Below are 25,436 nucleotides of genomic sequence, written 5' to 3' on the forward strand. Positions count from 1 at the left end.
CCGGATTGCTCCGGCGGGTTTTCGTCTCCATCCGCATGAAGATTACGGCTTGTAGTTCTGGATGTTGGCGCCTGCCGGATCCTGCGGCACGCGCCGCGGTTGGCGCTGCGGCACCAGCTGCTGCAGCAGGTTCGGGTTGAGCAGCATGCCGGGGTTGATCTCGATGCCCGGCCGCCTGCGGATCGGCGAGCAGTCGGGGAACAGTCCGGTCGTGCCTACCGGGCAGCGCCGCTTGATCAAGATCGGCTGGCACTGTCCGTCGATGAAGCGCGAGCCCGGCGCGCACTCCTGTTGCGGCTTGCGGCAGGCGCCATCGCGGATTTCGGTTCCACGCGGGCAGACGCAGTCGCCTCGCTTGTTGTGGACCTGGCCGCGGATGGTGCACTGCTCCTGGCTTGGTTTCGGCCGCTGGCAGGCCTTGCCCCGCACTTCCAGCCCGTCCGGGCAGGCGCAGTTGCCGTTGGCGTCGCGCACCTGGCCGCGGATCGGGCATTGCCTGGATACGACCGGCCGGCAGGCGCCGTCTCGCACCTCCGTGCCGCGCGGGCAGACGCAATCGCCGTCGCCGTTGCGGACCTGGCCCGGGATGCGGCACTGAGCCGGCGGCTGCCTGTCGGGCACGCAGGCCTTGGCTGCCCGGTCGAGATGCGTGTTGTCCGGGCAGGTGCAGCCGTTTCCGTCCGAGGTCGGCACGGCGCCGCGCACCGTGCATTTCGGCGGAATGACCTGGCACACGCCGTCCACCAGCTCGCCACGGCGGCACACGCAGTTGCCGTCCTGGTCGCGGTACTGGCCGGGACGCAGCGTGCACTGCGGCTCCTGCGGCTGTTCGCCCCGCACGCACTTGCCGTTTTCCAGCTCCGTCCCACGCGGGCAGACGCAGCGTCCGTCCGCGGTCCGGATCTGGCCCTGCAACAGGACGCAGCGCGGCGGCACCGGCAACGGCAAGAGCTTGGTGCCTCCGCCGGAGCCCCCACTACCCGAACATTGGCCGTTGCGGAAGCTAGTGCCGTCCGGGCAGGCGCAACGGCCGGCCGAGTTGAGCACCAGCCCATCCGAGCACTGCTTCTTCACCTCATGCCTGATGGTGAAGGGGTGGCATGCATAGGCCTTGCCGCGATTTCCCTGGACGTTGGTCAGGTCGCGCGACAGCAGCTCGCCGCCGCCCTGAACCGGCGTGTTCGGAGACAGCACGCCAACGCAGTTCTGCCCGTTGACCGTACCCTGCAGATTGGCAAGGCGCCCATCCTCGGGAAGGATCACGGTAACGTGGTGGGTGTGGCTTTCGCCGGCGCCCAGCGTCAGGTTGGCGATGCAGGATGCGGGCAGTGTCGTCGGTTCGGGCGAGCAGCCGAAGGGCGGGTCGATCGAGGTGATCTCAACGCCTTCCAGCCGGCCCAGCCCTTCCACGCCGATCGCATCGCCGATGCGGACCGGACCGGAGAAGGGGCTCTCGCCATCGTTCGTGATGGTGATCTCGAACGAGCAGGGTTGGCCGGGCTGGCACTCGGCATCGCCGGTCTTCTCGACACGGATGGTCGAGCCGCCGCCGCCCTTCGCGCAGGCCTGGCCGATCGGGTAGACGATGTCGTCGCCCGGCGCCGGCCCGTAGGAGCCGCGCGCGCAGTTCTCGAACGCGCCATTGCCGCTCACCGTCACGTCGAAGTGGCGGCGGGCTCCAGGCGTCATCACGGCGCCCGGGATCTGGCAGGACAGCGAGTTGGCGGGCACCGGACCGCAACTCCAGTCCGCACCGTCGGGAGTGGCGGTCTGGATCTGGACCGGCGCTCCGCCCGACACCAGCGCGGCGGCATCGCTGACCCGCACCGGACCGGTGGGGGCGGCTGTGCCGGCATTGGTGACGGTGATGCGGCAGGAAACAACCGCGGCACCGGCGAGCGAGCCGCCGCACGTCTTGGTGATGCGCAGGCCGGGCTGGCCGCCATTCGGATGGCGGATGCGTTCGGTCGCGCAGGCCCTGTTGTTGGCAAGGTCGACCTCGCCGGGAATGCCTTTCACCTCGGCGCAGTTCTCGACCGTATCCGGCCGGTAATTCGCCGGCATCACCGCCTTGACGACGATCGGCGTCGAGGCGCCCGGAGGCAGCGAGATGCCGGCATTGTCGCAGCGGAACTGGCCGGGGCCGTTCGGTCCGCAGGTCCATGGCGGGCTCGGCCCGAAGGTCGAGGAAGTCGGCGCGCCACCGGGGTAGTTGTCGATCACCGTCAGCGGCCCGTTATAGGTGTTGGTGCCGTTGTTGATGATGTCGATCACGAAGTAGCAGACGCCGTCCGGCGTGCAGACCGGGATGCGCGCGCGCTTCTTCAGGATCAGGTCGACCTTCTTCTCGACCGGTGGGTTGCACTGCGGATCGCGGTCGCCACGGCGGCAGATCGGGATCGAGGCGCAGCCGCGGTCATTGAGCTGGCTGCCGAACAGCGGCTTGCCGCTGGCCTGGTAGTCATAGGCGGCGCAGTTGCGCAGCACGCTGCCCTGCCATCCGCCGGCCGGCTTGAAGCCGAGCTTGAGGTCGACCGAGGCGCCGGGGTTGAGCGTCGTCACCGGATAGGTGCACGTCATCGGCGTCGTGCCGGGCACGCAGACCCATGGCGCGTTCGGGCCGGAGGTCAGCACGGAGCCGGCAGGCAACGTCACCTCGTCGAGCACGATCTTGCCGTTATAGGGCGCGTCGCCGACATTGGTCACGGTGATGGTGAAGTCGCAGCCGCCGGCCATCGTGCAACGCGGCACGTCGGCATGCTTCTCGACCTTGAGGTCCGGCTCCTTGTCCCTGGGCGGGCATCTGAGGTCGCGCGGGATGACGATGTCGATCACCTGCGTGCAGCAAAGCCCCCAGCCTTCCTTCGGTCCGGCATAGGTTTCGATGCCGGTGACGATGAGGTGGATGGCCTCGCCGGGCGAGGCGCCGATGATCTTCCAGTTCAGCACGCCGCCGCCGACTGGCACCTTCTGCATGTCGGGAACGATGGTGATGCCGGGGGTCGTCGTCGACACCTGCACCCACTTGCCGCCCATCTCGGGACCGACCGGCATGTGGTAGATGAAGGCGCCGCCGCCGGGCACGCAGTCGACGGTACCGCGCTCGACCTTGAAGCATTCCTTGCCGGGAGGTGGAGGCGGCGGGTTGCATTTGGTGACGTCGATGCGCACCGTCGTCTTTTCGCCGGTGAGGATGTTGCCGTCATCCGGCTTGCTCGGGTCCTGCGAGGGAATGATGGTACCCGTGCCGGTCCCGGCCGTCACCTTGATCTGACCTTGGTTGTCGACATTGGCCGGCGCGGGAAACGCCGCCTGGTCGATCTTGGCCAGGATCCGGAAGGTGATGACGCGCTCGTTCGGCGCGCCCGACCCGTCGAGGTCGGAAGCCGAGATCCGGAAATCGGACACCGTCGCCGTATCGTCGGGATTGGCCGAGCTGCTGATCGTGGCCGCCGGCAGCGCTCCGCCGCCGGCGTCCGTGCCGTCGCCGGTCACATTCACGTTGACGATCTTCAGGCCGTGCGGAAGCTGGTCCTTGAAGTCGATCCTGGCGTTCTTCAGCGCATTGACGAAGACTGGATTGCCGAAGGCCTGCTCATTGCCGCGCAGGCCGAAGGTCAGCGTGTAATAGACATAGTCGCAGCCGCGCTGGCCGCCCGTCTTGGTGAAGAAGGGCACGATGCGGCCGGGTTCGGGATTGACGACACGCGGATTGTCCAGGTCGAGCCTGGGTTCCGGGCCGGCAATTTCGGTGAGCTTAGCGGGCGCGGTGTCCTCGGCAAGCGCCGGCAGTGCCGGCATCATGGCGACCGCGATACCGGCCGCCATCAGCCAGCGCGCGCCGCGCCTGGCATATGACAGGGGTTTCATGATCGTCTCCATGACGGTTTTCGGATTGCTCGAAACGAAGCGGGAAAGGGCGAGATTGCTCATCTGTCCCTCCCTCAACGTTCGCAGCTGACGGCTGGCGTTCTGAGCGGCAGCGTCATCTTGCAGCAAGGGTAGTAGCCGCCCTTGTCCTGGTCGGACTTGCGGTAGAAGCAGAGCCCGACATTGATGGTGTCGCCAGGATAGTGGCCGGTGATGTCGATCGTGTAGGGCTTGCCCGGAACATGCGACATGGGGGTTGTCACCCCGACGCCGGGCGTCCTGGATTGCGCCTTGATCGAATCGCCGCCGAAGCCGGCATGGTCATGGAGATAGAGATCGGCCTGGAGTCCGCGCGGCGTGCAGTAATAGTGCACGTCCTCGACGTCCACGCAGGGCGGCAAATTGCCGGGTGGTGGGAAGTCCGGCGGATAGAACGGAGGCAGATAGCCGCCGGGGATTTCCTCATAATAGCCGGCGCGGCCCTCGCACGGACGCCAGACCCTAATGTCGCCGACATGGCCTTCGACCTCGGGGTCTTCGAAATAGCCGTCGAAGTCGACGAACCAGGAGCCGAAAGGCGGCGCGTTGGCCGGCTTGACCAGCGCGCTCGGTGTCAGCTGCACGCCGTGCACGGCAAGCGGCCCGCCGGCGGCGAGCCGCTCGGCAAGCTCGGGATTGTCGCGCAACTTGTCGCCCGTGTTGACGACGGTGTCGGTGCAGACCGAGGTGTCGATATTGCCCTCGGCGTCATAGCCATATTGCAGGTCGACGCCGCCGGCCGACTGGCGGTTGCCTTGCGGGAAGCCGACAGCATATTCCTGCGGCACTTCGACCCAAACGGATTCGGTACCCGGATCATCCGGATCCTCGCGCCAGTAGCGGATCAGCTCGCCTTTGCCGGAATCGGCGAAGTGGCTGTAATCGTAGCGGTTTTCGACCGGGCCGCGCTGGGCGAGATACATGAAGCCCTTGTTGTCGAAGGCAATGTCGGTGACGGCATAGTCCTTGTCGGCCCTGACCGTCAGTTCCCAGCGCGGATCGCCGGCGAATGTGCCGTCGCGCGCAATGCCGACCGACCAGATCTCGGACTTTTCGCCGACCGAATAATAGAGCCGGCCGCCGTGATAGGAGACCGCCCAGACCCGGCGTTCGTCCTGGGTGTAGCCCCAGGTCTCGGGATCTTCAGTATCGAAGGCCGCGCCCTGGATGTCCATGACGGCGCCGTCGTCGGCGACCGGGGCAAGCCCATGCGCCGGACGCCCGGCGACACCATGGTCGAACGTATCGATCAGATGTCCATTGGCGTCGATGCGGTGGATCAGGCCGGTGTCGAGGTCGGAGGCGAAGAATTCACGGTGGATGGGGTCGAAGGCCAGGTTGCCGATGCCCGGCCCGCTGTTGGTGTCGATGTCGGCGAATTTCGAGACGGCGCCGGTGATGCCGTCGATCTTCCAGATCGTGCCCGGCCCGCCGCCATTTTCGGTGCCGAACTGGCCGTCCATGAAGGTGGCACCGGCAGCGCCGCGGCGCTGCCGCTCCGGGCGCCCGTCACTGTCGGCGTCCGGCGTGACGATCTCGAGGCCATGCAGCGAGGTCGCGGCGGCATAGAGGTTGGGGATGCCCGAGGGCATGCCCTCGCGCACGCCGTCGTCATAGGTGAGACCGAACACCTCGCCGATTTGGCCGGCCGGCACCTCGAAGGGCGGTGGCGTGAAGACGAGCTGGCCCGAGGCCGGGCCGCCGAGATGCGAGACGTCGAAAATGCGCAACGAGGCGCGTGTGGTGTCGATGAAGGTCTCGTCGACCGGATCGACGCCGGGCGGCAGGCCCTCGTCAAAGCCGGGGATCACGGTCCCGGGGAAGCCCGTCACCGCCATCGAGCCGGGATAGATGATCTGGGTTTCCTGCGCCTTCGCCACGCCGCCGAGCCAGAGGCCGGCGTACAGCGCCAGGGCAAGAATTCCGCTGCTTGTGGCGATTGCGCGGCGTAAACGGCCGCCATGGGAAGGCACGAACGAGCCGCGACCGCCAGACATTGAACTCCCCCCGAAGCCGCTGGAAGGAACGTCCGGTCTTACCGCGCCAACCAGGGCAAGGCGCGGCTTTGCGGCACGTTCTTCCCTGATCGAATTGTCTGCTTTCCTCTGCGTGACGATACGCCTGCTCCTGGGCAGGGTCAACGGAATCAGCCGAAAGCCCAGCGTGTCGACCCCTTCCCGAAGGCGGTGATCGCGCTGGACTCCCGTTGTTCCCGGAGACCGCGGAGCCTCTGGGTTTCTGGTCATGGGGCTTTCCCTTTCCGGGCCGCACCATTGCGGCGCCTGGCCATCAGTCGCTGTCAGGCAGGGAAAGGTTCATGTGGCGATAGCGGAGCGGAAAGCGCTCCCGGCTGCCAGGGGCGTTACCAGATCCAGTCGCCTCGGCCGAGCGCCGATACCGCCTCGACGATGCCGGTGAAGCTCGTTCGTGCCCGGCCGACCATATGCCGGGCTCTGAGATAGCCGTGCACCAGCCCCGGCTCCTCGAACCAGGTGGCGTGTCCGCCGGCCGCGACGATACGGTCGCGATAGGCTTCGCCGTCGGACGACAGAGGATCGCACTCGGCCGTGATCAGCACCGTCGGCGGCAAATTGGCGAAGTCGGCATCGGCGAGCGGGTAAAGCGTGATGTCGCCGGTCCGGTCCACGCCGCCGGTGCGGATATGCTTGTAGAAGTCGAGGTCGCGCACGGTCAGCATCGGCGCCTCGGCATGTGTCAGATAGGAGCCGCGCGAGTGGTCCCCGCCAAGGCCGGGATAGATCAGCATCTGGCCGGCCGGCTTCTTCCGATGGCCGCGCGTCGCATGGGCGACAGCCGCGCAGAGATTGCCGCCGGCGCTGTCGCCGCAAAGCACGACGGAGCAATCATAGGTCTTCGCCGCCCATTCGAAAGCGTCCATGGCGTCGTCGAAAGCAGCCGGATGCAGATGTTCGGGCGCCAGCCGATAGTCGACTGAGACGACATCATAGCCGGTGCGTTCGCAAAGCTCGGCGCAGACATCGTCGTGGCTGTTCAGCCCGCCAAGGATGAAGCCTCCGCCATGGATGTAGAGCACCATCGCGGCATTGTTCGGGGTAGCGTTGCGATAGACGCGGATCGGGATGTCGTCGGCGATGCTTTTTGTTTCGGCGGTCACGCCTTGCGGATAGCCGGCAAAGAACTCCCGGCACATCCGGTCGTAGATCGCGCGCTGCTGGGCGATCGTGTGGTCGATCGTGTCCGGCGGATAATAGGAGTTGGTCTTCTCGATGAAAGCCCAGGTCTCGGCATCGATCAGGGTTTTGTAGTCGGTCATGAAGGACGGCCAACTTTTGAGGATGGCGCCCAGGCACCCCCCTCTGTCCTGCCGGACATCTCCCCCGCAAGGGGGGAGATTGGCAGTTTTGCCGACGGCGCCAGTCCTGCAACGTTGGCGATTGGCGAAACCCTTCGCGACATCCGATCTCCCCCCTTGCGGGGGAGATGCCCGGCAGGGCAGAGGGGGGTGCCTCGCGCCGTCATTTCCGCAGAGTCACTTCCCCTTCCACACCGGGTCGCGCTTCTCCGCAAACGCTCGGAACCCTTCCATGTTGTCCTCCGAACCATAGAGGATATCGACGGTCGGCAGCTGCCTGCGCGTCACCTTGTTCATGGCGTCCTGGAATGTCAGCGCCTCGGCCACCCGCGCCGTCTCCTTGATCGAGGCGAAGACCAGCGGCGGGCCGCTGGCCAGAAGCCTGGCGATCTCCCAGACGCGCTCTTCGAGCTTTTCCTTAGGCAGCACCTCGTTGACCAGGCCCCAGCGATGCGCCTCGGCGACATCCATCCAGCGGCCGGTGAACAGAAGGTCCATGGCGATGTGATAGGGGATGCGCTTCGGCAGCTTGATGGTCGCGGCATCGGCCAGCGTGCCGGCGCGGATTTCGGGCAGCGCGAAGGAGGAATGATCCGACGCGTAGATCAGGTCGCAGGACAGCGCCAGCTCGAAGCCGCCGCCCACCGCCATGCCGTTGACGCAGGCGATCACCGGCTTGTTCAAGTCGCGCAGTTCCTGCAGTCCGGCAAAGCCGCCGACGCCATAATCGCCGTCCACCGCGTCGCCGGCCGCCGCCGCCTTCAGGTCCCAGCCGGCGCAGAAGAACTTGTCGCCTGCCGTCTTGACGATGGCGACGCGTAAGTCCGGATCGTCACGGAACGCCTTGAAGGTCTCACCCATCAGTCGCGACGTCTTCAGGTCGATGGCATTGGCCTTCGGCCGGTCGAGCGTGACCTCGAGGATGGCGCCTTCGCGCCGGGTGGTGATCACGTCAGCCATTCTTCTTTTCTCCAAGCACCAGCAGGGCATCCGCGATCCAAGCGCCCTTGCCTTCGGCGCAGACGATCAGCGGGTTGATGTCGAGTTCCTCGATCTCGCCTTCGTTCTTCTGCACGAAGTCGGCAATGCCGGCGATGGCGTCGATGGCGGCCGCGACATCGGCCTTCGGCCGGCCGCGATAGCCTTCGAGCAGGGGGTAGAGCTTCAATCCACGCAATGCCGCCTCGATGTCGTCGCGCGTTGCCGGCAGCATCAGGGTGACGCTGTCGCGCAACAGCTCGACCAGCACGCCGCCGGTACCGAGCGTCATCACGACGCCGAACATCGGATCGCGGGTGAAGCCGACGATCAGCTCGGCGACGGCGTCGCGCACCATGCGCTCGGCATAAAGCCCGGTGCCGAGCGGCAAAAGGTCATGCGCAGCGGCGCTCACCGATTCGGCGTCCTTGAGGTTCAGCCTGACAGCACCGACTTCCGACTTGTGCGTGACGCCGAGAGCCTTGAGCGCCACCGGGAAGCCGAGCGTCATGGACGAGATCACCGCCTCGACCGCATTGGAGGCCCGCTCGCCCTTCGGCACCGGCAGGCCGGCCTTGATCAGCCTTTCCTTGGCTTCGGCCTCGTCCGGGGTCACGCGTTTGGCCTCGGACGCGCCTGCCGCCGTGGTGTCGACCGGCTGCGCCTGCGGCTCGCGCCAGGCCCAGCCGATGAAGGCGGCGGCCTGGGCGGCGTCCATGGCCTCCGAGATGCCGAACAACGGCACCATGCCGCGCGCCATCAGCCCGGCAGTGTATTCCTCCGGCAGGTTTTCCGGCAGCGAGGAGACGATCGCGCCTTGCGCCTTGTTGGTCTTCAACGCCGCCTCGAAGGCGCGCAGCGTCGCCCACCAGTCGACGTCTGAGCAGCGGTCGGGGCGCGGGAAATCGAGCACCAGCATGTTGAGGTCGAAGCCCCCCGACACCATGGCGGTGAAGGTGGCGGTCATCGCCGGCTCGTTGTTCCAGATGAAGGTATGGTAGTCGAGCGGATTGGCGACCGCGACCAGCGGTCCGAGCGTCGATTTGACATGCGCGCGATGCTGATCGGTAAGCGTCGGGAAATGCACCCAGCGCCCTTCGGCGCTGTCGGCCATCACGGAAGCCTCGCCGCCCGAGCAGCTCATCGACGACAACTTGTAGCCGGGCAATGGCCCGGTGATGTGCAGCAGCTTCAGCGCCTCGATGAAGGCCGGAATGGAATCGACGCGCGCAATGCCGAGCCGCTTCAGGAACGCGCCGGACGCAGCGTCCGATCCGGCCAGCGAGGCGGTGTGCGACACAGTTGCCTGTCGAGCCTGTTCGGACCGCCCGACCTTCATGGCGATGATCGGCTTTTTCAGCTCGCGCGCCCGGGCCGCCAGCCTCTCGAAGCCGGCGACCGAGTCGAAAGCCTCGATATGCATTCCAAGCGAGGTGACGCGCTCATCCTCGATCAGGCCGAGCGCCATTTCGGACAGGCCGGTCTGCGCCTGGTTGCCGGCCGTCATCAGGAAGGCGATCGGCAGGCCGCGCTTCTGCATCGTCATGTTGATGGCGATGTTGGACGACTGGGTGATGATGGCCACACCCTTGCCGCCTTCGGCCAGGCGGATGCCGCCATGCTGGTCGGGCCATAGCAAGGCGCCGTCGGCATAGTTGATCAGGCCGTAGCAGTTCGGGCCGATGATCGGCATCTGGCCGGCGGCAGTGACGAGTTCGGCCTGCAGCCGCTCGCCGTCCTCGTCATAGGCCTCGGTCTCCAGGAAGCCGGCGGCAAAGCAGACGGCGCCGCCGGCGCCGCGCTCGGCCAGCGCCTTGACCACTTCGATGGTGAGATGCCGGTTGACGCCGACAAAGGCGGCGTCCGGCGCGCCCGGAAGATCGGCGACGGAGCGGTAGGCCTTGCGGCCGGCGACCTCGTCCTTGGTCGGATGCACCGGCCAGATTTCGCCGGCAAAGCCCATCTTGATCGATTGCGCCACGACGGTGGCGGCCTGCGCCCCGCCGAACACGGCGATCGATTTCGGGCGCAGGAGACGTTCGAGTTTATGCATGGCCATCTTTTCGTTTGAGCACGATCTTTTCCAAAACCGGATCCCGGCTTTGGCTCATCATGCTCTAAGCACCGAACGGGCGCAGCAGCGCCCGCGAAATAATATGTCGCTGAATCTCCGACGTGCCTTCCCAGATGCGCTCGACGCGCGCGTCGCGCCAGATGCGCTCCAGCGGCAGGTCGTCCATCAGCCCCATACCGCCATGGATCTGGATAGCTTCGTCGGCAACATAAGCCAGCATCTCGGTGGCCTTCAGCTTGGCCATCGCCATGTCCTGATCGGTGACGGTGCCCTGATCGTACTTCCAGCCGGCTTCGAACACCATCAAATCGGCGGCCTTCAGCTCCGTCGCCATGTCGGCGAGCTTGAACGAGACGCCCTGGAACTTGCCGATCTGCTGGCCGAACTGCTGGCGCTGGGCGGCATATTCGATGGCATGCGACAGCGCGCGCTCGGCGCGGCCGAGGCAGGTGGCTCCGACCTGAAGACGGGTGGCGCCGAGCCACGAGTTCGCGACGTCGAAGCCCTTATGGACTTCGCCGAGCACCTGGCTTGCCGGGAGCCGGCAGTCATCGAATTCCAGGATCGAGTTGGTGTAGCCGCGATGCGAGACGTTGCGATAGCCGTCGCGCACCGAAAAACCCTTGGTGCCCTTGTCGACGAAAAAGGCGGTGATCTTCTTGCGCTTGCCGCGCGGGGTCTCTTCTTCGCCCGAGGCCATGAAACAAATCGCGAAATCGGCAAGATCGGCATGGCTGATGAAATGCTTGGTGCCGTTGAGCACCCAGTCCGAACCGTCCTGCACGGCGGTCGCCTTCATGCCGCGCAGGTCGGAGCCAGCACCCGGCTCGGTCATCGCCAGGCAGTCCCACTTCTCGCCGCGGATGCAGGGGAAGAGGTATTTTTCGCGTTGCTCCGGCGTGCCGGCGAGCAGGATGTTGGATGGGCGCGCCACGCAGGTCCAGTGCAGCGCGTAGTTGGCGCGGCCAAGCTCCTTCTCATAGAGCAGCCAGCTCACCGTATCGAGGCCCGCGCCGCCGACATCGGCCGGCATGTTGGCGGCGTAGAGCCCGGCCTCGATCGCCTTGGCCTTCAGCTCGTCGATCAGCTCGCGGCGCAGCTCGCCGGTGCGCTCCACCTCGCGCTCATGCGGGTAAAGCTCGTTCTCGACGAAGGCCCGCGTCGTCTCGACGATGAGTTTTTGCTCTTCCGAAAGCCCGAAATCCATCGCTTCAGCCCTTCTTCTTGCTCTTTTTTGCCTTCTCAGCCTTGGCGGGTTTTTCAGCCTTTGCCGGCTTCGCTGCTTTCTTCGCCGGCTTGGCTGCCTTAGCCTTGTCGGCGGCCTTGGCGGCCGGCTTCGCCGCCAGCTTGGCGAGCTGCCTGGTATAGTCCTTGTGCAGCGCGCCGGCGCCCCAGCCCTTGCCCTTGTTCTGCTTCGACAGCGCTTCCATGATCGCGACCAGATTGTCGTCGCGGATATTCTCCAGCTCGCGGATCGACAGGCCGTGTGCCTGCTCGTCCGACTGCGTGGCGATCAGGTCGACCAGCTCGTCGTTGAACTCCGGCACGTCCATCAGCTTGGTCCACGGCCATTTCAGGCAGGGCCCGAACTGCGCCATGAAGTGGCGCATGCCGGCCTCGCCGCCGGCGACGCGATAGACCTGGAACATGCCCATCTGCGCCCAGCGCAGGCCGAAGGAATAGCGCATGATGTCGTCGAGTTCCTCGACGGTGCAGATGCCGTCCTTGACCAGCCACAGCGCTTCGCGCCAGGCGGCTTCAAGCAGGCGATCGCCGACGAAGGCCTCGATCTCCTTGCGCACCACCACAGGCTTCATGCCGATCGAGGCGTAGAGCTCCTTGGCGACCTCGATCGCTTCCGGGAAAGTCTGCTGGCCGCCGACGATCTCGACCAGCGGCAACAGATAGACCGGGTTGAACGGATGGCCGACGACCAGCCGCTCCGGGTGCTTCTTCATGGCCACCTGCATGTCGGTCGGCTTGATACCGGAGGTCGATGAGCCGACGATGGCGTTGGCCGGCGCATGGGCGTCGATCTCGGCCAGCACCTTGTGCTTGAGGTCGAGCCGCTCCGGCACGCTCTCCTGGATGAAATCGGCATCGGCCACCGCCTCGGCGATGGTCTTGGCGAAGGTGAGCTTGCCTTCCTTGGGCAGGCCGCCGGGCAGCATCTGCTTGTAGGCGCGGCGCGCGCCCTTCATCACTTCGCCGACCTTGCGCGACGCCTCCGGATCGGGATCGAAGATCGACACATCGATGCCGTTCAAGAGCAGCCGCGCCACCCAGCCGGCGCCGATGACACCGCCGCCGATGGCGGCCGCCTTGTTGATGATGCTCATGGTCAGGCTCCGGTTCTTGTCTTGGCTGTTTCTGGATCGGTGAGGGCCACGCGCTCGCCGGCGCGGATCACCGCCGGGTCATAGGCCTTGCGGGCGAAGACTTCGAGCACGAAGGGCCGGAAGAAGTCGATCGGCAGCGTCTCGTAGTCGGGGTCGAAGCTCGACTGGTCCCAGCGCTCGCAGAACTGGTCGCAATCGTCGAAATAGGCGTGGCCGGCAAAGCGCTCGCGCGCATGCCGGTTGCCGCCAAGATGATGCGCGTAATAGAGACGCTGGAAGTCGCCGTGCTTTTCCACCACCCAGGTGCATTGCTCGCGCACGAACGGCTTCAGGATCGTCGCGGCATATTCGTCATGATTGTAGGGCGCGTAGATGTCGCCGATGTCGTGCAGCAGCGCGCAAGCGATCCAGTCCGTGTCGGCGCCGTCGCGCCAAGCGCGCGTCGCCGCCTGCAGCGAGTGGCCAAGCCGGGTGATCTTATAGCCCGAAAGACCCTCGTCGAGTTGCACCAGCGCATCGAGCAGGCGCTCGCCGGTCTTGGCGGCGTAGTCGATCTCATGGGCGGTCAGGAACTCGTAGTCTTGCCTGTCGCCGTCCTTCATCGCGGTGAATTTGACGGTAGCCATATCGACCCCTCCAAACTACGCGGCTATCGGCGCTCGTTTGGTGAGGTTGAGCTTCTTGCGCACTTCCTCCGGCCCCAGGATCCTGGCGCCGAGATTGGTGACGATGCTGGCCGCGCGCTCGACCAACTGCGCATTGGTGGCTAAAACACCTTTGTCGAGCCACAGATTGTCTTCCAGTCCGACGCGGACATTGCCGCCTGCGAGCACGGCCGCCGCCGCATAGGCCATCTGGTTGCGGCCGATGGCGAAGGCCGACCAGTTCCAGGTGGACGGCACGTTGTTGACCATCGCCATGAAGGTGTTGAGGTCGTCGGGCGCGCCCCATGGCACGCCCATGCAAAGCTGCACCAGCGCATCGGGATTGAGGACCTTTTCCTCGACCAGCTGCTTGGCGAACCACAGATGGCCGGTGTCGAAGGCCTCGATCTCCGGCTTGACGCCCAGCGCCGTCATCATGCCGCCCATGGCGCGCAGCATGCCGGGCGTGTTGGTCATCACATAGTCGGCCTCGGCGAAGTTCATCGTGCCGCAATCCAGCGTGCAGATTTCCGGCAGGCACTGGCGCACATGTTCCATGCGGTTTGTGGCGCCGCCCATGTCGGTGCCTTTCTCGTTGAGCGGCAGCGGCGCTTCCGGCGAGCCGAACACCATGTCGCCGCCCATGCCGGCGGTGAGGTTCAGGACCACGTCGACATTGGCCTCGCGGATGCGTTCGGTCACCTCGCGGTAGAGATGGACATCACGGCGCGGCTTGCCTGTCTCGGGGTCGCGCACATGGCAATGGACGATGGCAGCGCCGGCCTTGGCGGCGTCGATCGCCGAATCGGCGATCTGCTTGGGCGAGCGCGGCACATGCGGGCTGCGATCCTGCGTGCCGCCGGAGCCGGTCACTGCACAGGTAATGAAGACCTCACGGTTCATCGCGAGCGGCATCTTTGATCCTCCCAGATTCGATCGGCCATGCATGCCACCCAAGAGCGGGAGCCGACAGCGGCACGGCATGCACGGGAATTCACCAACAATGCCCGACTTGCCGGAAACTGTTTTGCGTTTTACGAAGGTCTCATGATCAAAAGCGAAAAGCCGACCATCTTTCGCTCCGAGCGCGAGACGCTCAAGGTGACGTTCCTTGTGTTTTCGGGCTCGTCGATCATGTGTGTCGCCTCGGCTGTCGACCCGTTGCGCGCGGCCAACCGCATTTCCGGCGAGACCTTGTTCGATTTCAAGCTGGTCTCGGTCACCGGCGAGGCGCCGGTCACCACTTGCGGCCTGCCGGTGGCGGTCAGCGGCCGCTTCGACGCCGCCGAGCCGACCGACATGCTGGTCGTCGTCGCCGGCTTCGGCACCCAGAATTACGCCACGTCGGCGCTGCTTGCCGGCCTGCGGAGGGCGGCGCGTGCCGCCCGCGCCTGCGGCGGCGTCGAGGCCGGCACCTGGCTGGTGGCGCGCGCCGGCCTGCTCGAAGGCCGCAGCGCCACCACGCATTGGGAAGACATGGAGGATTTCTCGACCGCCTTCCCGGGCGTCGACGTTCGGCCGGACCGCTATGTCATCGACGGGCCGGTCTTCACCTCCGGCGGCGCCTCGCCGACCTTCGACCTGATGCTGCATCTCATCCGCACCCGGCTCGGCATGGCCGCCGCGCTCGATGTGGCGAGCGTCTTCATCTATGACCAGGCGCGCGCCGCGACCGATGCGCAGCCGCTGGTCTCGCTCGGCCGGCTCGACGGTTACGATCCGCGCCTCGCCCAGGCCATCCGGCTGATGGAGGCGCATGTCGACCAGCCGCTCACCATCGACGCCGTGGCAAAGCGCGCCGGCGTGACGGCAAGAACGCTGGAAAGCATCTTTCGCAAATCGATCGGCGAGACGCCCGGCGCCTATTATCTGAGGCTGCGCCTCAGCGCCGCCCGGCGCCTGGTGGTCGACACGCGCATTGCCATGGCGGATATTGCCGGGCGTACAGGCTTTTCGTCCGCCGCGGCATTTTCCAGGGCATTTTCAAGAGCATTCGGTGAAGCGCCGGTCAGGCTGCGGCAAGGTTAATGCATGTCGCCCAAAAGTGCGCAGCGGTTTTGGGACCACGACATGCATCAAACAAAGACCTTAAAACGCGTCGCCTGAATCCGTTTCAGCGCGACGCGCTTTAAGTATCCAGTCGGTCGCCGCGGCAAGGTCGTCGACCACCGCCGTCGGGGCCGGATCGAAGCGTGTTTCATCGCCAGGGCGGTACTTGCCCGTCCGTACGAGCAGCGCCGCGCCAAGCCCGGCGCGCAAGGAGCCGGCGACGTCGCTTTCGGCATCGTCGCCGACCATGACCGCGTCGGCTGCCGGACAGTTCAGATCGGCGAGCGCCGAATGAAAGAAATCCGGCGACGGCTTGCCGAGCACGACAGGGCTTCGGCCGCTGGCGAATTCCAGCGCCGCGACGAAGGCGCCGGCGTCGAGGCTGAGCTGGCCATCGGCATCCCGGAAGGTACGGTTGGTGGCCAAAGCCAGAAAATCGGCGCCGGCAACCAGCTCGCGGAAAGCGCGGTTGAGGCTGGCATGGTCGAAGGCCTCGCCGGCATCGCCGACGACGACAGCGCGGCCTTTGCCGCCTCCCAGGCCGGTAAACTCGGTTTCGAGGTCGGGATGAACGAGCAGATGCGGCTGGCGGCCATGCCTGCGCAGCCATTCGATCGCAGCGCGCGCCGGCGTCAGCAATTCCTCATCCGCCACCTCGACGTCCAGCGCGGCAAGCTGCGCGATGATTCTGTGGCGCGGCGAGCGTGTCGTATTGCTGACGAAGCGGAGCGGCAGGCCAGCCTTGCGCAGACGCTCGACCGCCGCCACAGCGCCTGCGATCGGGGTGTCGCCATCATAGACGACACCGGCAAGATCGAGCAGCACCGCGCGTATCATCTCTGAAGGATGGAGAAACTGCCTCTGTTCGTCAAATCAGGGGAATTGTCAGGCGGCGTCGCGGTTTTCGCCCACAATGCGCGAACGCATGCTCTTTGCCAGCGCTGTTTCGAGCCGCGCGGCGACAGCGCGATCCCATTCATTTGTCTTGCCGGCGCCGTCCTTGGAATGCGGCAGCGCCATCAGCCGATCGATGATCGATCCAGCCTCGCCGGGAGAAAGCAGGGCGTCGATTTCGCGTTCGTGCTGCATACGTTTCGCCTCCTTCTTTCCTTCCCGCCATGTGTCCACAATATAGGAGATCCGTGACGGCTGTTTGAAGGCAAGAGCGGGGCGATTGAAGGGCAGTGCGAGGCAAAACCTTGTCGTACAGACTTGCCCCGCGCGGAAAGCGATTTCAGCCGTGGCGGCGCCCCGATGGGCGCCGCAGGATGGCCGCACCTCAGACGTACCGATTGACGATGTTTTCGAGCAGTTCCTGCCGGCCGGAGCGCGGCTGCGGCTCGATCTTCTTCTTCACCACGCGCTCGGCGATCTCCTCCAGCGTGCGCTTGCCGGAAAGCATGGCCTTGCCTTCGGCGGTGTTCCAGCCGGCATAGCGTTCGGCGAGCGGGCCGGACAACGCCTTGTCCTCGACCATCCTCGCCGCCGCCTTGAGGCCGCGGGCGCAGGCATCCATGCCGCCGATATGGCCGATCAGCAGGTCTTCCGGGTCGAGCGACTGGCGCCGCAGCTTGGCGTCGAAATTGGTGCCGCCGGTCTTGAAGCCGCCGGCCTGCAGGACCTGGTAGTAGGCGAGCGCCATTTCCGGCACGTTGTTGGGGAACTGGTCGGTGTCCCAGCCCGACTGGTAGTCGTTGCGGTTCATGTCGATCGAGCCGAAGACACCCAAGGCGTTGGCCAGCGCCAGCTCATGCTCAAAGGAATGGCCGGCCAGGATCGCGTGGCCCTGCTCGATGTTGAGCTTGACTTCCTTATCCAGTCCGAAGCGCTTGAGGAAGCCATACACCGTGGCGACGTCATAGTCGTATTGGTGCTTGGTCGGTTCCTGCGGCTTCGGCTCGATCAGGATCGTGCCCTTGAAGCCGATCTTGTGCTTGTAGTCGACGACGAGGTTGAGGAAGCGGCCGGCCTGCTCCTGCTCGCGCCCGAGGTCGGTGTTGAGCAGCGTCTCATAGCCCTCGCGCCCGCCCCACAGCACGTAGTTTTCGCCCTTCAGGCGCTTGGTGACGTCGATGCAGCTCTTCACCGTGGCCGCCGCATAGGCGAACACATCCGGATCGGGATTGGTGGCCGCGCCCGACATGAAACGGCGGTGCGAGAAAAGGTTCGCCGTGCCCCAGAGCAGCTTGACGCCGGTCTGTTTCATCTTGCCGGCAAAATAGTCGGCGATCTCGTCGAGGCGCGCCGCACTTTCCGAGAAATCCTTGCCTTCCGGGCGAACGTCGGCGTCGTGGAAGCAGAAATAGGGTGCGCCGAGCAGCGAGAACATCTCGAAAGCGACGTCGGCCTTGAGCTTGGCCAGTTCCATCGTGTCGATGCCGCCGGGCTTCGCGAACCACGGCCGGTCGAAGGTCTGGCCGCCGAACGGGTCGCCGCCGGGCCAGGCGAAGGAATGCCAGTAGGCGACGGCGAAGCGCAGATGGTCTTCAAGTCGCTTGCCAGCCACCACTTCGTCCGGATTGTAAAACCGGTAGGCCAGCGGATTGGTCGAATCCGGCCCTTCATATTTGATTGTCTTGATGTCGCCGAAAAATCCGCTGTTCATGGTTTCCTTCCTCTCCGAGATGGCTTCGCCCGATTACCTCAGGCGTAATTGGTTTCACTCTTTTGCGGGGCGAAAAGGCTCATGTCGAAACGATCCAACGAAGGATGAAGACCATGACCGACCTCAACACGATCGCCCGCAACTACATCACCGCCTGGAACGAGAGCGATGCGACCCGCCGTAAGGCGCTGCTCGATACGGCCTTCACCAAGGACGTCAGCTATCGCGACCCGGTCATGCAGGGCGACGGCCATGACGGCATCGCCGGGCTGATCGACGGCGTGCAGCAGCGCTTTGCCGGCTTCCGCTTCTCGTTGAGGGGCGAGCCCGACGGTTTCGCCGACCGCATCCGCTTCTCGTGGAATCTCGGACCCGAAGGCACGGAATCCGTCATCGAAGGCACCGATATCGGCGTCATCGAGGACGGCCGTCTCAAAATCGTCACCGGCTTTCTCGACAAGGTGCCGGCGCAGTGAGGCGAATTGCGGAGGGGCGGTGTGAGGCACCCCCCTCTGGCCTGCCGGCCATCTCCCCCGCAAGGGGGGAGATTGGCTTTCACGCGGACCTTCGCCAATCGCCAGCGTTGAAAATAATGTGGCTGCGCCGGAGCTGCTAATCTCCCCCCTTGCGGGGGAGATGCCCGGCAGGGCAGAGGGGGGTGCCTCGCGCCCGCTCATGCGATTACGAGGTGCCTCGCGCCTACTCACGCGGTTACAGACCTGATCGCCGGGTAAAGCGCGCGGTAGCGCTGATAGGCGTCGGCGAAGGCGCCGCCGAGGCCGGCGTCCGGCTCGATCGTTGCATCGGTGGCCGGCGCGGTGCAGACGCCAAGCGGATCGGCGTCGGTCGCGGCAATCAGGCCGAGCCGCGCCGCGCCGAACGCGGCGCCGAAATCGCCGTCGGCGGGAATATCGACCGGCACCTGCAGCGCGGTGGCGATCGCCTTCAGCCAGTAGCGCGAGCGCGAGCCGCCGCCGATCGCGGTCACCCGCGTCAGCGTCGTGCCGGCCGTCTTCAGCGCTTCCAGACTGTCGCGGAAGGCGAAGGCGACGCCCTCGATCACGGCCTGCGTCAACACGGCACGGCTCGATTCATGCGCCAGCCCGGTGAAGGAGCCACGGATGGCGGAATCATTGTGCGGTGTCCGCTCGCCCGAAAGATAGGGCAGGAAGGTGACCCCCGTCGGCGCCTTCAGCGCCTCGCCGAGCTCGCCGGTCAGGTCGCCGGCGCTCTTCCCTGTGATTTCCGACAGCCAGTTGAGCGAATCGGTGGCCGACAGGATCACGCCCATCTGGTGCCAGGTGTTGGGCAGCGCATGGCAGAACGTATGCACCGCGCTTTCCGGGTTGGGCAGATAGGATGCGTTCGCCGCAAAAAGCACGCCGGACGTGCCGAGCGACACGAAAGCCTGGCCGGCGCCGACCGTGCCCATGCCGCAGGCGGAGGCCGCATTGTCGCCGGCGCCGCCGGCAACCGGAATGCCCGCCGCAATACCCCATTTCGATGCCAGCTCGCCGCGCAACGCGCCGGCTTTCGCAGTACCTTCGACCAGCGACGGCATGTGCTTCTCGTCAAGCGATGTCGCTGCCAGCAATTCGGGCGCCCAGCGCCGCTTGCCGACATCGAGCCACGACGTGCCGGCCGAATCCGACATTTCCGAAATATGCTCGCCGGTCAGCCAGAGCCGCAGATAATCCTTGGGCAGCAGCACCTTGGCGACAGCGGCAAAGATCTTGGCTTCGTGCTCCTTCACCCAGGCGAGCTTCGGCGCGGTGAAGCCCGGGAAAACGATGTTGCCTGTGAGCTTGCGGAAGCGGGGATCGGCATCGAGCGCGGCGGCCTCGGCATGGCTGCGCGTGTCGTTCCACAGGATGCAGGGACGCAGCACCTTGTCCGCGGCGTCGAGCAGGGTGGCGCCATGCATCTGGCCGGAAAGGCCGATGCCCTTGACCGCGGCAAGCTCCCTCGGGTGGGAAGCCTTGAGTTCGGAAAGCGCCGTCTCGCAGGCCTCGACCCAATGCGCCGGATCCTGCTCCGACCAGCCGGAATGCGGCCGCGAGACGTCGAGCGAACCGTGGCCGGAGCCGATGACCTTCTGGCCATCGTCGATCAGCAGCGCCTTGACGCCCGAAGTGCCCAGGTCGAGGCCGAGATACATGATTTCCTCCCATTGCCATTAATTTTTTCGGATCTCGAAAAAATCTGGCTCGGCCAGTTTTTAGGGCAAGATCCGCTTCGGGTCAATTCTCAGACAAATCGGATGCGCGCCGCGAGAACAGCGCCGACAGCGGACTGTCGGGCCGGGCCAGCTGTCGTTGCGCGGTCAATGCCCGCGCGAGCGCCGTATCGCCGGCGCGCAACGCGGCCTCGATCAGCGTCAGGTCGATCACGTCGCGCTGCGCATGACTGCCGCCGAAGCGATGCGCGATCGAGCGGATCGGCCGGATCAGGCGTACGGTCGCATCGTAATCGCCTTCGCCAAAGGCCTTGATCGCAAGCGTCAGCGGGTGGCCGACATCGCGCGTGAATGCTGCGTTGTCGTCATGCCCGCGCATTGCCTCGCGCTGCGCCTCGAGCAAGATCCGCGCCGGCGCCTCCAGTCCGGCGCCGACAAAGGCCATCATCGCATGGGCGTCATTGAAGGCATAATTGCCGGCGGAGGCTTTCGGGATCCAGTTGGCGGCGAGCGCCGCCCAGCGGTCGCCGACATCGACACCGCCGAGGGTGAGACGCCACAGGATCGCCGAGGCATCAACCATGTTGAGGGCCAATGTCGAGCGCGTTCCGTAGATCGGCCCGTCATAGAGCTTGAGCACCTCGCCGATCTCGCCGAGATCGTAATGAAACAGCGCCAGGTGCCACCAATTGTGGATCTGGAGAAAACTTTCCTTCGTCCATGCATCCGGGTTGGCGCGCATCCAGGCAATGCCGTCTCTTTGCCGGCTTTGCATTTCCATGACATGCGCGACCGCGTGTTGCGCCCAGCCGTCACGCGGCTCGATTTCTATGGCTTGCCGGCCGAAGGATTCGGCGCGGGCATAATCGCCCATTTCCTCCAGCCCGAAAGCCTGCATGCCAAGAATGGCGTGGTAGCCCGGCATGTCCTTGTGCCAGGCCGGCAGCGCCCGGCCGATGCGGTCGCGCAGCATGCGCGCATTGCCGGTGAAGAAATCGATCTGATGCCCGACCTGCAGCGCCAGCGCATCGAGCGGATTGTCGATCGCGATATCCTCGAGGATGCGGGCGGCTTCATGCCACCGCCCCTCGGCGAGATGGCCGAGCGCCGCCACATGCGCCGCCTCGCGCGGGGTGGCGGCAAGGGGCAGCGCCGCCTCGTGGCTCAACCTTGCGACCGCCATTGCCTCGCGCTCGGTGGCGAGGCCGAACAAATAGCCCTTGAAGACATGCGCCATGACAAAGGCCGGGTCGTCGGCAATGGCGCGACCGATCGATCCTGCCGGGTCGCCGATGAAGCATTGCAGCTCATGCACGGCGCGGGCGTAGGACGAGTATCCCGGCTCGGTCGCGCCGGAATAGGTGAGGCCGAACGCGTCCTTCAGCGCCATTGGATGTCCTTCGAGCCTGTCGCTTCCACCTTGAGGGAAGCGATCCTAATGCATGTCGCCCAGAAGTGTACGCGGTTCTGGGACAACGACATGCATACAAACAAGGACTTAAAGCGCGTCGCCTGAATCCGTTTCAGCGCGACGCGCTTTAAACCATCGAACGCATGGCCGCCAATCGACGTGGACGGAGTTCCGGTATTGCCGCGGCCGGTGTTCGTCTCAATTGCCCGACCGCATTGCCACCGTGGCGATGCCCGCGCCGACCAGCAGCGTGCCGCCGGTGCGGTTGAAGATGCGGATCGCCTTCGGGTTGCGCACGATCGCGCGGGCCCTGGATGCGACCAGCGCGTAGCCGAAGGCGTTGGCGAAGGCCAAAGTCAGGAAGGTCGTCTCGAAGACCAGCATCTGCGTCCAGAAGTCGGCGTGCCGGTCGAGGAACTGCGGCAGGAAGGCGACGAAGAAGGTGATGCTCTTCGGGTTCAGCGCCGTCACCAGCCAGGCATGCGCCATCATCCTTGCCGCCGACACCGCGTCGGTGCGCGGCTCCGCCTTCAGCGCGCCGCCGGCACGGAACAGTTTTATGCCGAGATAGATCAGGTAGCCGGCGCCGATCACCTTGAGCACGGTGAACACCGTGGCCGAAGCCGCCAGCAGCGCGCCGATGCCGAGCATCGACAGCGTCATGGCGGTGAAGTCGCCCAGCGCGACACCCACCGCCATTGGCAGCGCCGTGCGCCAGCCTTGTCCCAGCGCATAGGAGACTACCAGGAGGATCGTGGGCCCCGGAATGACGAGAAGGATGGAAGAGGCAGCGGCAAAGGCAGCCCAGTTTTCGAAGGACATTTCCCTGCTCCTTGAGCGCAAAGAACAGGATAAATCCCGGGGTCGCCGCGAATGTAAAGAGGCCGTTGGAAAAATCTTCAACACCTTAGCCGGCAGGCCGATCAGCCGGCATAACGATCGGTTAGGGTTAAGCCGGGCCTGCGGTCCTTCACGCTTTTTCAACCATGACTGGCGAAAATGCCTGCGATCCGGCCGGACCGTGCTTCCCGCCGACAGCGTAGGGTTTGGTGTATGCGCGAGTTGCCGCAAAGTCTGACGCCGCCTTCCAACGGCGCCGCAATCGATACCGAAATTCAGCTTTCCCGCCGCGCCGTGCTTTCCGGCGCCGGCGCCATGGCGCTGCTCGGCTTGGCCGGCTGCAGCACCACCGATACGCTCGACCTGCCGCAGATGCAGCTCGACAACACCGTCACCGGTTCCGTTCCCATGCGCCCGGCGATCAGCGTCGACAAGAACATCACCGGCCCCGACGTCATGTACGCCGCGCTCACCGATGGCGGCTTCCAGGTGCCGGAGGTGCCGTGGCAGAAGGTCAAGCCGCAGTTCCGCCGCCAGATCGTCGTCGACAAGACCGGCGAAGCGCCCGGCACGATCGTCGTCCATCTGCAGGAGCGCATGCTTTATCTGGTCCAGCCGGGCGGCGACGCCATCCGCTACGGCGTCGGCATCGGCAAGGACGGCTTCCGCTGGTCGGGCCGCGCCAACATCCAGTATGGCCGCGAATGGCCGGTCTGGACGCCACCGCCGGAAATGATCCAGCGCAAGCCGGAACTGGTGAAATGGCAGGGGGGTCAGCCCGGCGGCCTCACCAATCCGCTTGGCGCCCGCGCGCTCTACATCTACCAGGACGGCAAGGACACCGGCTACCGCATCCACGGCTCGCCCGAGTGGTGGAGCATCGGCCAGGCGATGTCGTCGGGCTGCGTGCGCCTGATCAACCAGGACATCATCGACCTCTACAGCCGCGTTTCCAAGAAGAACCCGGTCGTCGTGGTCTGATCTTCTCGGGCGGCCCATGCGGCCGGCAATCTTCTTGTTTTTGATGCGTGTCGTTGTCCCAAAACCGCTTCACACTTTTGGGCGACACGCATCAGTTCTCCCGTTGCGCGATGCCGCAAGACAGGCGAAGGTGCCCTGAAAACCTTCGCCTCGGGAGAGAAAAACATGGCCGGAACTTTCGTCATCGCGCAGGGCGGCGGCCCCACCGCCGTCATCAACCAGACGGTCGTCGGCGCCACGCTGGAAATCCGCAAGCGTCATCCCGGCGCCAAGGTGCTGGGTTCGATCCATGGCGTGCGCGGCATCCGCGACGGCAACTATGTCGACCTGTCCGCCATCCCCGAAGACCGGCTGCGGCTGATCGCCGGCACGCCGAGCGCCGCCCTTGGCTCGACCCGCGACAAGCCGGACGCCGCCTATTGCGAGGTCATCCTCAACGGCCTGAAGAAGGCCGGCGCCGACGCCTTCATCTATATCGGCGGCAACGACACGTCGGGCACCCAGCAGATCCTGACCGACGCCGCCGGCGGCTCGATCGCATTCGTGCATGCGCCGAAAACCATCGACAACGACCTCGAGGAGAACGACCATACGCCGGGCTTCATCTCGGCCGCCGAATTCGTCGCCGGCGCCTTCCTCTCGGTCGATCTCGATTTCCGCGCTTTGCCCGGCATCTATGTCGGCATCGTCATGGGCCGGCATGCCGGCTTCCTCACCGCCGCCGCGGCCGCCTGGCAGCTCGATCCCGACAGCGGCCCGCATCTGATCTACGTGCCGGAGCGTGCCTTCTCGGCGAAGCGCTTCATCGATGAAGTGCGCGAAAAGCTCGACCGCCACAAGCGCTGCATCGTCGCCGTCTCCGAAGGCGTCAGCACCGCCGACGGCAAGGCGCTGGTCGAAAGCCTGGTGCCGCAGGAAAAGCTCGAGCGCGACCAGCACGGCAACGTCAAATTGTCAGGCAGCGACCTGCCGGCGGCGCTGGAACGGGCCTTGGCCGAAGGCCTGCCGGGCAAGCGCGCGCGGGTCGACGCATTGGGTTACATGCCGCGCGGCTATGTCGGTGCGATCAACGCCGTCGACGCCAAGGAAGCCTTCGATGCCGGCGCCTTCGCGGTTGCCGTCGCTGGGGAAGGCGACGGCTCGGTCGCGATCCAATATGACGGGTCGAAGACCCTCTTGAAGAAAGTGCCGCTGAAGGCGGTGGCCGGCAAGACGCGCCATATGCCCGACGATTTCATGAAGCCGGACGCCAATCAGCTTTCGGAAGCCGGCATGGCCTATCTGAAGCGGCTGGTGCCGGAAAAATACAAGGTCGGAAAGCCGTTCGTCTAATGGGCGAGCTCGTAGTGGGTGACTGGTTCGGCAAGGCTATCGTCGATGCCAGGACGACGATGCTGACCGAGCCGTTCGTGCATGATTTCGTGCGGGCCAACATGTGGCATTTGAAGGGCCGCGATGCCGACCTCCTGGTCGATGCCGGGATGGGGATTTGCCCGCTGGCGCCCGAGATCGACACGCCGGCCGGCAAGCCGCTCATCGTCGTCGCCACGCATATCCATCTCGACCATGTCGGCTCGCTGCATGAATTCCCGCTGCGCATGGGGCCGAAGATGAGCGCGCCGCAGTTCGAGGGCATGGATGACGCCGTCACCTACGCCTACATGTTCCACAATCTCGACGGCGCCGTCTCGAAACTGCCCGCGCCGGACTGGAAGGCGGCTGACTACCGCATTCCTTCCGCCCCGCTGACCCGCGCGCTCGACGAAGGCGATGTCGTCGATCTCGGCGACAGGAAATTCCGCGTGCTGCATCTGCCTGGACACTCGCCGGACTCGATCGCGCTTTTCGATGAAGCCGACGGCTTGTTCTTCGCCGGCGACGCCATCTATGACGGCATGCTGATCGATGACTTGCCGGATTCGGACCGCACGGCCTATTGCCACACCATGCAGCGCCTGCTCGATTTGCCGATCCGCATCGGGCTAGGCGGCCACGGACCGGCTTTCGATGCCGTCCGCATGCGCGAAATCGCCTCGACCTACCTGCGCCGGCGGGAGCGGCTCGTAAGCGCCCTTTGAATTAAATCTCTGTAAGGT

Annotated in this window: 20 protein-coding genes; 5 read left to right on the plus strand and 15 right to left on the minus strand. The window is 65.4% G+C overall.

Translation table 11 applies throughout. The annotated features are described in order from the left end of the window. Positions 1-42: 42 nt before the first annotated feature. The 9 genes from RFM98_RS20095 to bcoG all read right to left on the minus strand — a co-directional run bounded on the left by RFM98_RS20095 (position 43) and on the right by bcoG (position 14,193). Positions 43-3,933 carry a DUF7929 domain-containing protein gene (locus tag RFM98_RS20095; RefSeq protein WP_320310502.1) on the minus strand — a complete coding sequence of 1,297 codons (3,891 nt, stop codon included), beginning with the start codon at positions 3,931-3,933 and terminating at the stop codon, positions 43-45. An 11-nt stretch (positions 3,934-3,944) separates the two neighbouring features. After that, positions 3,945-5,906, minus strand: coding sequence for an NHL repeat-containing protein (locus RFM98_RS20100; protein WP_320310503.1), 1,962 nt, complete (start codon positions 5,904-5,906; stop codon positions 3,945-3,947). Between the two features lie 365 nt (positions 5,907-6,271). Further along, positions 6,272-7,204, minus strand: a complete 933-nt coding sequence (locus RFM98_RS20105) for an alpha/beta hydrolase (protein WP_320310504.1) — start codon at positions 7,202-7,204, stop codon at positions 6,272-6,274. Between the two features lie 216 nt (positions 7,205-7,420). Beyond that, positions 7,421-8,203 carry a carnitinyl-CoA dehydratase gene (locus RFM98_RS20110; RefSeq protein WP_320310505.1) on the minus strand — a complete coding sequence of 261 codons (783 nt, stop codon included), beginning with the start codon at positions 8,201-8,203 and terminating at the stop codon, positions 7,421-7,423. Further along, complete coding sequence (locus RFM98_RS20115) at positions 8,196-10,274, minus strand: acetate--CoA ligase family protein (protein WP_320310506.1); 2,079 nt, start codon at positions 10,272-10,274, stop codon at positions 8,196-8,198. Before RFM98_RS20115 ends, RFM98_RS20110 begins: the two co-directional genes overlap by 8 nt. A 64-nt stretch (positions 10,275-10,338) precedes the next feature. After that, complete coding sequence (locus RFM98_RS20120; RefSeq protein ID WP_320310507.1) at positions 10,339-11,502, minus strand: acyl-CoA dehydrogenase family protein; 1,164 nt, start codon at positions 11,500-11,502, stop codon at positions 10,339-10,341. A 4-nt stretch (positions 11,503-11,506) separates the two neighbouring features. Further along, positions 11,507-12,634 (minus strand): carnitine 3-dehydrogenase, encoded by a 1,128-nt coding sequence (locus RFM98_RS20125; protein ID WP_320310508.1) that lies wholly within the window; start codon positions 12,632-12,634, stop codon positions 11,507-11,509. Positions 12,635-12,636: 2 nt separating this feature from the next. Further along, complete coding sequence (locus RFM98_RS20130; protein WP_320310509.1) at positions 12,637-13,260, minus strand: HD domain-containing protein; 624 nt, start codon at positions 13,258-13,260, stop codon at positions 12,637-12,639. Positions 13,261-13,275: 15 nt separating this feature from the next. Beyond that, the gene (bcoG, locus tag RFM98_RS20135) at positions 13,276-14,193 is read right to left on the minus strand and encodes a 3-dehydrocarnitine:acetyl-CoA trimethylamine transferase BcoG (RefSeq protein ID WP_320310510.1); all 918 of its coding nucleotides are present in this window, start codon (positions 14,191-14,193) and stop codon (positions 13,276-13,278) included. A 132-nt stretch (positions 14,194-14,325) separates the two neighbouring features. Between bcoG and RFM98_RS20140 the strand changes: the two genes are divergently transcribed. Beyond that, complete coding sequence (locus tag RFM98_RS20140) at positions 14,326-15,306, plus strand: GlxA family transcriptional regulator (RefSeq protein ID WP_320310511.1); 981 nt, start codon at positions 14,326-14,328, stop codon at positions 15,304-15,306. Between the two features lie 60 nt (positions 15,307-15,366). Here the strand turns inward: RFM98_RS20140 and RFM98_RS20145 are convergent, their stop codons facing one another. The 3 genes from RFM98_RS20145 to xylA form a co-directional block, all read right to left on the minus strand. Further along, positions 15,367-16,164 (minus strand): TIGR01458 family HAD-type hydrolase, encoded by a 798-nt coding sequence (locus tag RFM98_RS20145; protein ID WP_320310512.1) that lies wholly within the window; start codon positions 16,162-16,164, stop codon positions 15,367-15,369. A 48-nt stretch (positions 16,165-16,212) separates the two neighbouring features. After that, positions 16,213-16,416, minus strand: a complete 204-nt coding sequence (locus RFM98_RS20150) for a hypothetical protein (protein ID WP_320310513.1) — start codon at positions 16,414-16,416, stop codon at positions 16,213-16,215. A gap of 190 nt (positions 16,417-16,606) precedes the next feature. Further along, positions 16,607-17,932 (minus strand): xylose isomerase, encoded by a 1,326-nt coding sequence (xylA, locus tag RFM98_RS20155; protein WP_320310514.1) that lies wholly within the window; start codon positions 17,930-17,932, stop codon positions 16,607-16,609. 113 nt (positions 17,933-18,045) lie between these two features. Here xylA and RFM98_RS20160 point away from each other — a divergent pair, with 113 nt between their 5' ends. Beyond that, entirely contained in the window at positions 18,046-18,408 is a 363-nt protein-coding gene (locus tag RFM98_RS20160; RefSeq protein ID WP_320310515.1) for a nuclear transport factor 2 family protein, read from the plus strand. 227 nt (positions 18,409-18,635) lie between these two features. On the opposite strand, the gene xylB is transcribed toward RFM98_RS20160, so the two are convergent. From xylB to RFM98_RS20175, 3 genes are all read right to left on the minus strand, one after another. Further along, positions 18,636-20,090, minus strand: coding sequence for a xylulokinase (xylB, locus tag RFM98_RS20165; RefSeq protein ID WP_320310516.1), 1,455 nt, complete (start codon positions 20,088-20,090; stop codon positions 18,636-18,638). A gap of 82 nt (positions 20,091-20,172) precedes the next feature. Further along, entirely contained in the window at positions 20,173-21,498 is a 1,326-nt protein-coding gene (locus RFM98_RS20170; RefSeq protein WP_320310517.1) for a tetratricopeptide repeat protein, read from the minus strand. Positions 21,499-21,717: 219 nt separating this feature from the next. Further along, positions 21,718-22,341 (minus strand): LysE family translocator, encoded by a 624-nt coding sequence (locus RFM98_RS20175; RefSeq protein ID WP_320212937.1) that lies wholly within the window; start codon positions 22,339-22,341, stop codon positions 21,718-21,720. Between the two features lie 231 nt (positions 22,342-22,572). Between RFM98_RS20175 and RFM98_RS20180 the strand changes: the two genes are divergently transcribed. The 3 genes from RFM98_RS20180 (at position 22,573) to RFM98_RS20190 (ending at position 25,418) form a co-directional block, all read left to right on the plus strand. Then, the gene (locus tag RFM98_RS20180) at positions 22,573-23,340 is read left to right on the plus strand and encodes a L,D-transpeptidase (RefSeq protein WP_320310518.1); all 768 of its coding nucleotides are present in this window, start codon (positions 22,573-22,575) and stop codon (positions 23,338-23,340) included. Between the two features lie 165 nt (positions 23,341-23,505). Further along, positions 23,506-24,672, plus strand: a complete 1,167-nt coding sequence (locus RFM98_RS20185) for a diphosphate--fructose-6-phosphate 1-phosphotransferase (protein ID WP_320310519.1) — start codon at positions 23,506-23,508, stop codon at positions 24,670-24,672. Continuing rightward, positions 24,672-25,418: an MBL fold metallo-hydrolase gene (locus RFM98_RS20190; RefSeq protein WP_320310520.1), complete on the plus strand. Its 747-nt coding sequence runs from the start codon at positions 24,672-24,674 to the stop codon at positions 25,416-25,418. The genes RFM98_RS20185 and RFM98_RS20190 overlap by 1 nt, the downstream gene beginning before the upstream one ends. Positions 25,419-25,436: the final 18 nt, after the last annotated feature.

The sequence above is a fragment of the Mesorhizobium australafricanum genome (genome assembly GCF_033977265.1).
In the GTDB taxonomy this organism is placed as follows: Bacteria; Pseudomonadota; Alphaproteobacteria; order Rhizobiales; family Rhizobiaceae; genus Mesorhizobium; species Mesorhizobium australafricanum.

Excerpts from the sequence above, each read along its gene's own strand:
- RFM98_RS20095 (WP_320310502.1), bottom strand. The coding sequence starts at position 3,933 with ATGAGCAATCTCGCCCTTTCCCGCTTCGTTTCGAGCAATCCGAAAACC.
- RFM98_RS20100 (WP_320310503.1), bottom strand. The coding sequence starts at position 5,906 with ATGTCTGGCGGTCGCGGCTCGTTCGTGCCTTCCCATGGCGGCCGTTTA.
- RFM98_RS20105 (WP_320310504.1), bottom strand. The coding sequence starts at position 7,204 with ATGACCGACTACAAAACCCTGATCGATGCCGAGACCTGGGCTTTCATC.
- RFM98_RS20110 (WP_320310505.1), bottom strand. The coding sequence starts at position 8,203 with ATGGCTGACGTGATCACCACCCGGCGCGAAGGCGCCATCCTCGAGGTC.
- RFM98_RS20115 (WP_320310506.1), bottom strand. The coding sequence starts at position 10,274 with ATGCATAAACTCGAACGTCTCCTGCGCCCGAAATCGATCGCCGTGTTC.
- RFM98_RS20120 (WP_320310507.1), bottom strand. The coding sequence starts at position 11,502 with ATGGATTTCGGGCTTTCGGAAGAGCAAAAACTCATCGTCGAGACGACG.
- RFM98_RS20125 (WP_320310508.1), bottom strand. The coding sequence starts at position 12,634 with ATGAGCATCATCAACAAGGCGGCCGCCATCGGCGGCGGTGTCATCGGC.
- RFM98_RS20130 (WP_320310509.1), bottom strand. The coding sequence starts at position 13,260 with ATGGCTACCGTCAAATTCACCGCGATGAAGGACGGCGACAGGCAAGAC.
- bcoG (WP_320310510.1), bottom strand. The coding sequence starts at position 14,193 with ATGCCGCTCGCGATGAACCGTGAGGTCTTCATTACCTGTGCAGTGACC.
- RFM98_RS20140 (WP_320310511.1), top strand. The coding sequence starts at position 14,326 with ATGATCAAAAGCGAAAAGCCGACCATCTTTCGCTCCGAGCGCGAGACG.
- RFM98_RS20145 (WP_320310512.1), bottom strand. The coding sequence starts at position 16,164 with ATGATACGCGCGGTGCTGCTCGATCTTGCCGGTGTCGTCTATGATGGC.
- RFM98_RS20150 (WP_320310513.1), bottom strand. The coding sequence starts at position 16,416 with ATGCAGCACGAACGCGAAATCGACGCCCTGCTTTCTCCCGGCGAGGCT.
- xylA (WP_320310514.1), bottom strand. The coding sequence starts at position 17,932 with ATGAACAGCGGATTTTTCGGCGACATCAAGACAATCAAATATGAAGGG.
- RFM98_RS20160 (WP_320310515.1), top strand. The coding sequence starts at position 18,046 with ATGACCGACCTCAACACGATCGCCCGCAACTACATCACCGCCTGGAAC.
- xylB (WP_320310516.1), bottom strand. The coding sequence starts at position 20,090 with ATGTATCTCGGCCTCGACCTGGGCACTTCGGGCGTCAAGGCGCTGCTG.
- RFM98_RS20170 (WP_320310517.1), bottom strand. The coding sequence starts at position 21,498 with ATGGCGCTGAAGGACGCGTTCGGCCTCACCTATTCCGGCGCGACCGAG.
- RFM98_RS20175 (WP_320212937.1), bottom strand. The coding sequence starts at position 22,341 with ATGTCCTTCGAAAACTGGGCTGCCTTTGCCGCTGCCTCTTCCATCCTT.
- RFM98_RS20180 (WP_320310518.1), top strand. The coding sequence starts at position 22,573 with ATGCGCGAGTTGCCGCAAAGTCTGACGCCGCCTTCCAACGGCGCCGCA.
- RFM98_RS20185 (WP_320310519.1), top strand. The coding sequence starts at position 23,506 with ATGGCCGGAACTTTCGTCATCGCGCAGGGCGGCGGCCCCACCGCCGTC.
- RFM98_RS20190 (WP_320310520.1), top strand. The coding sequence starts at position 24,672 with ATGGGCGAGCTCGTAGTGGGTGACTGGTTCGGCAAGGCTATCGTCGAT.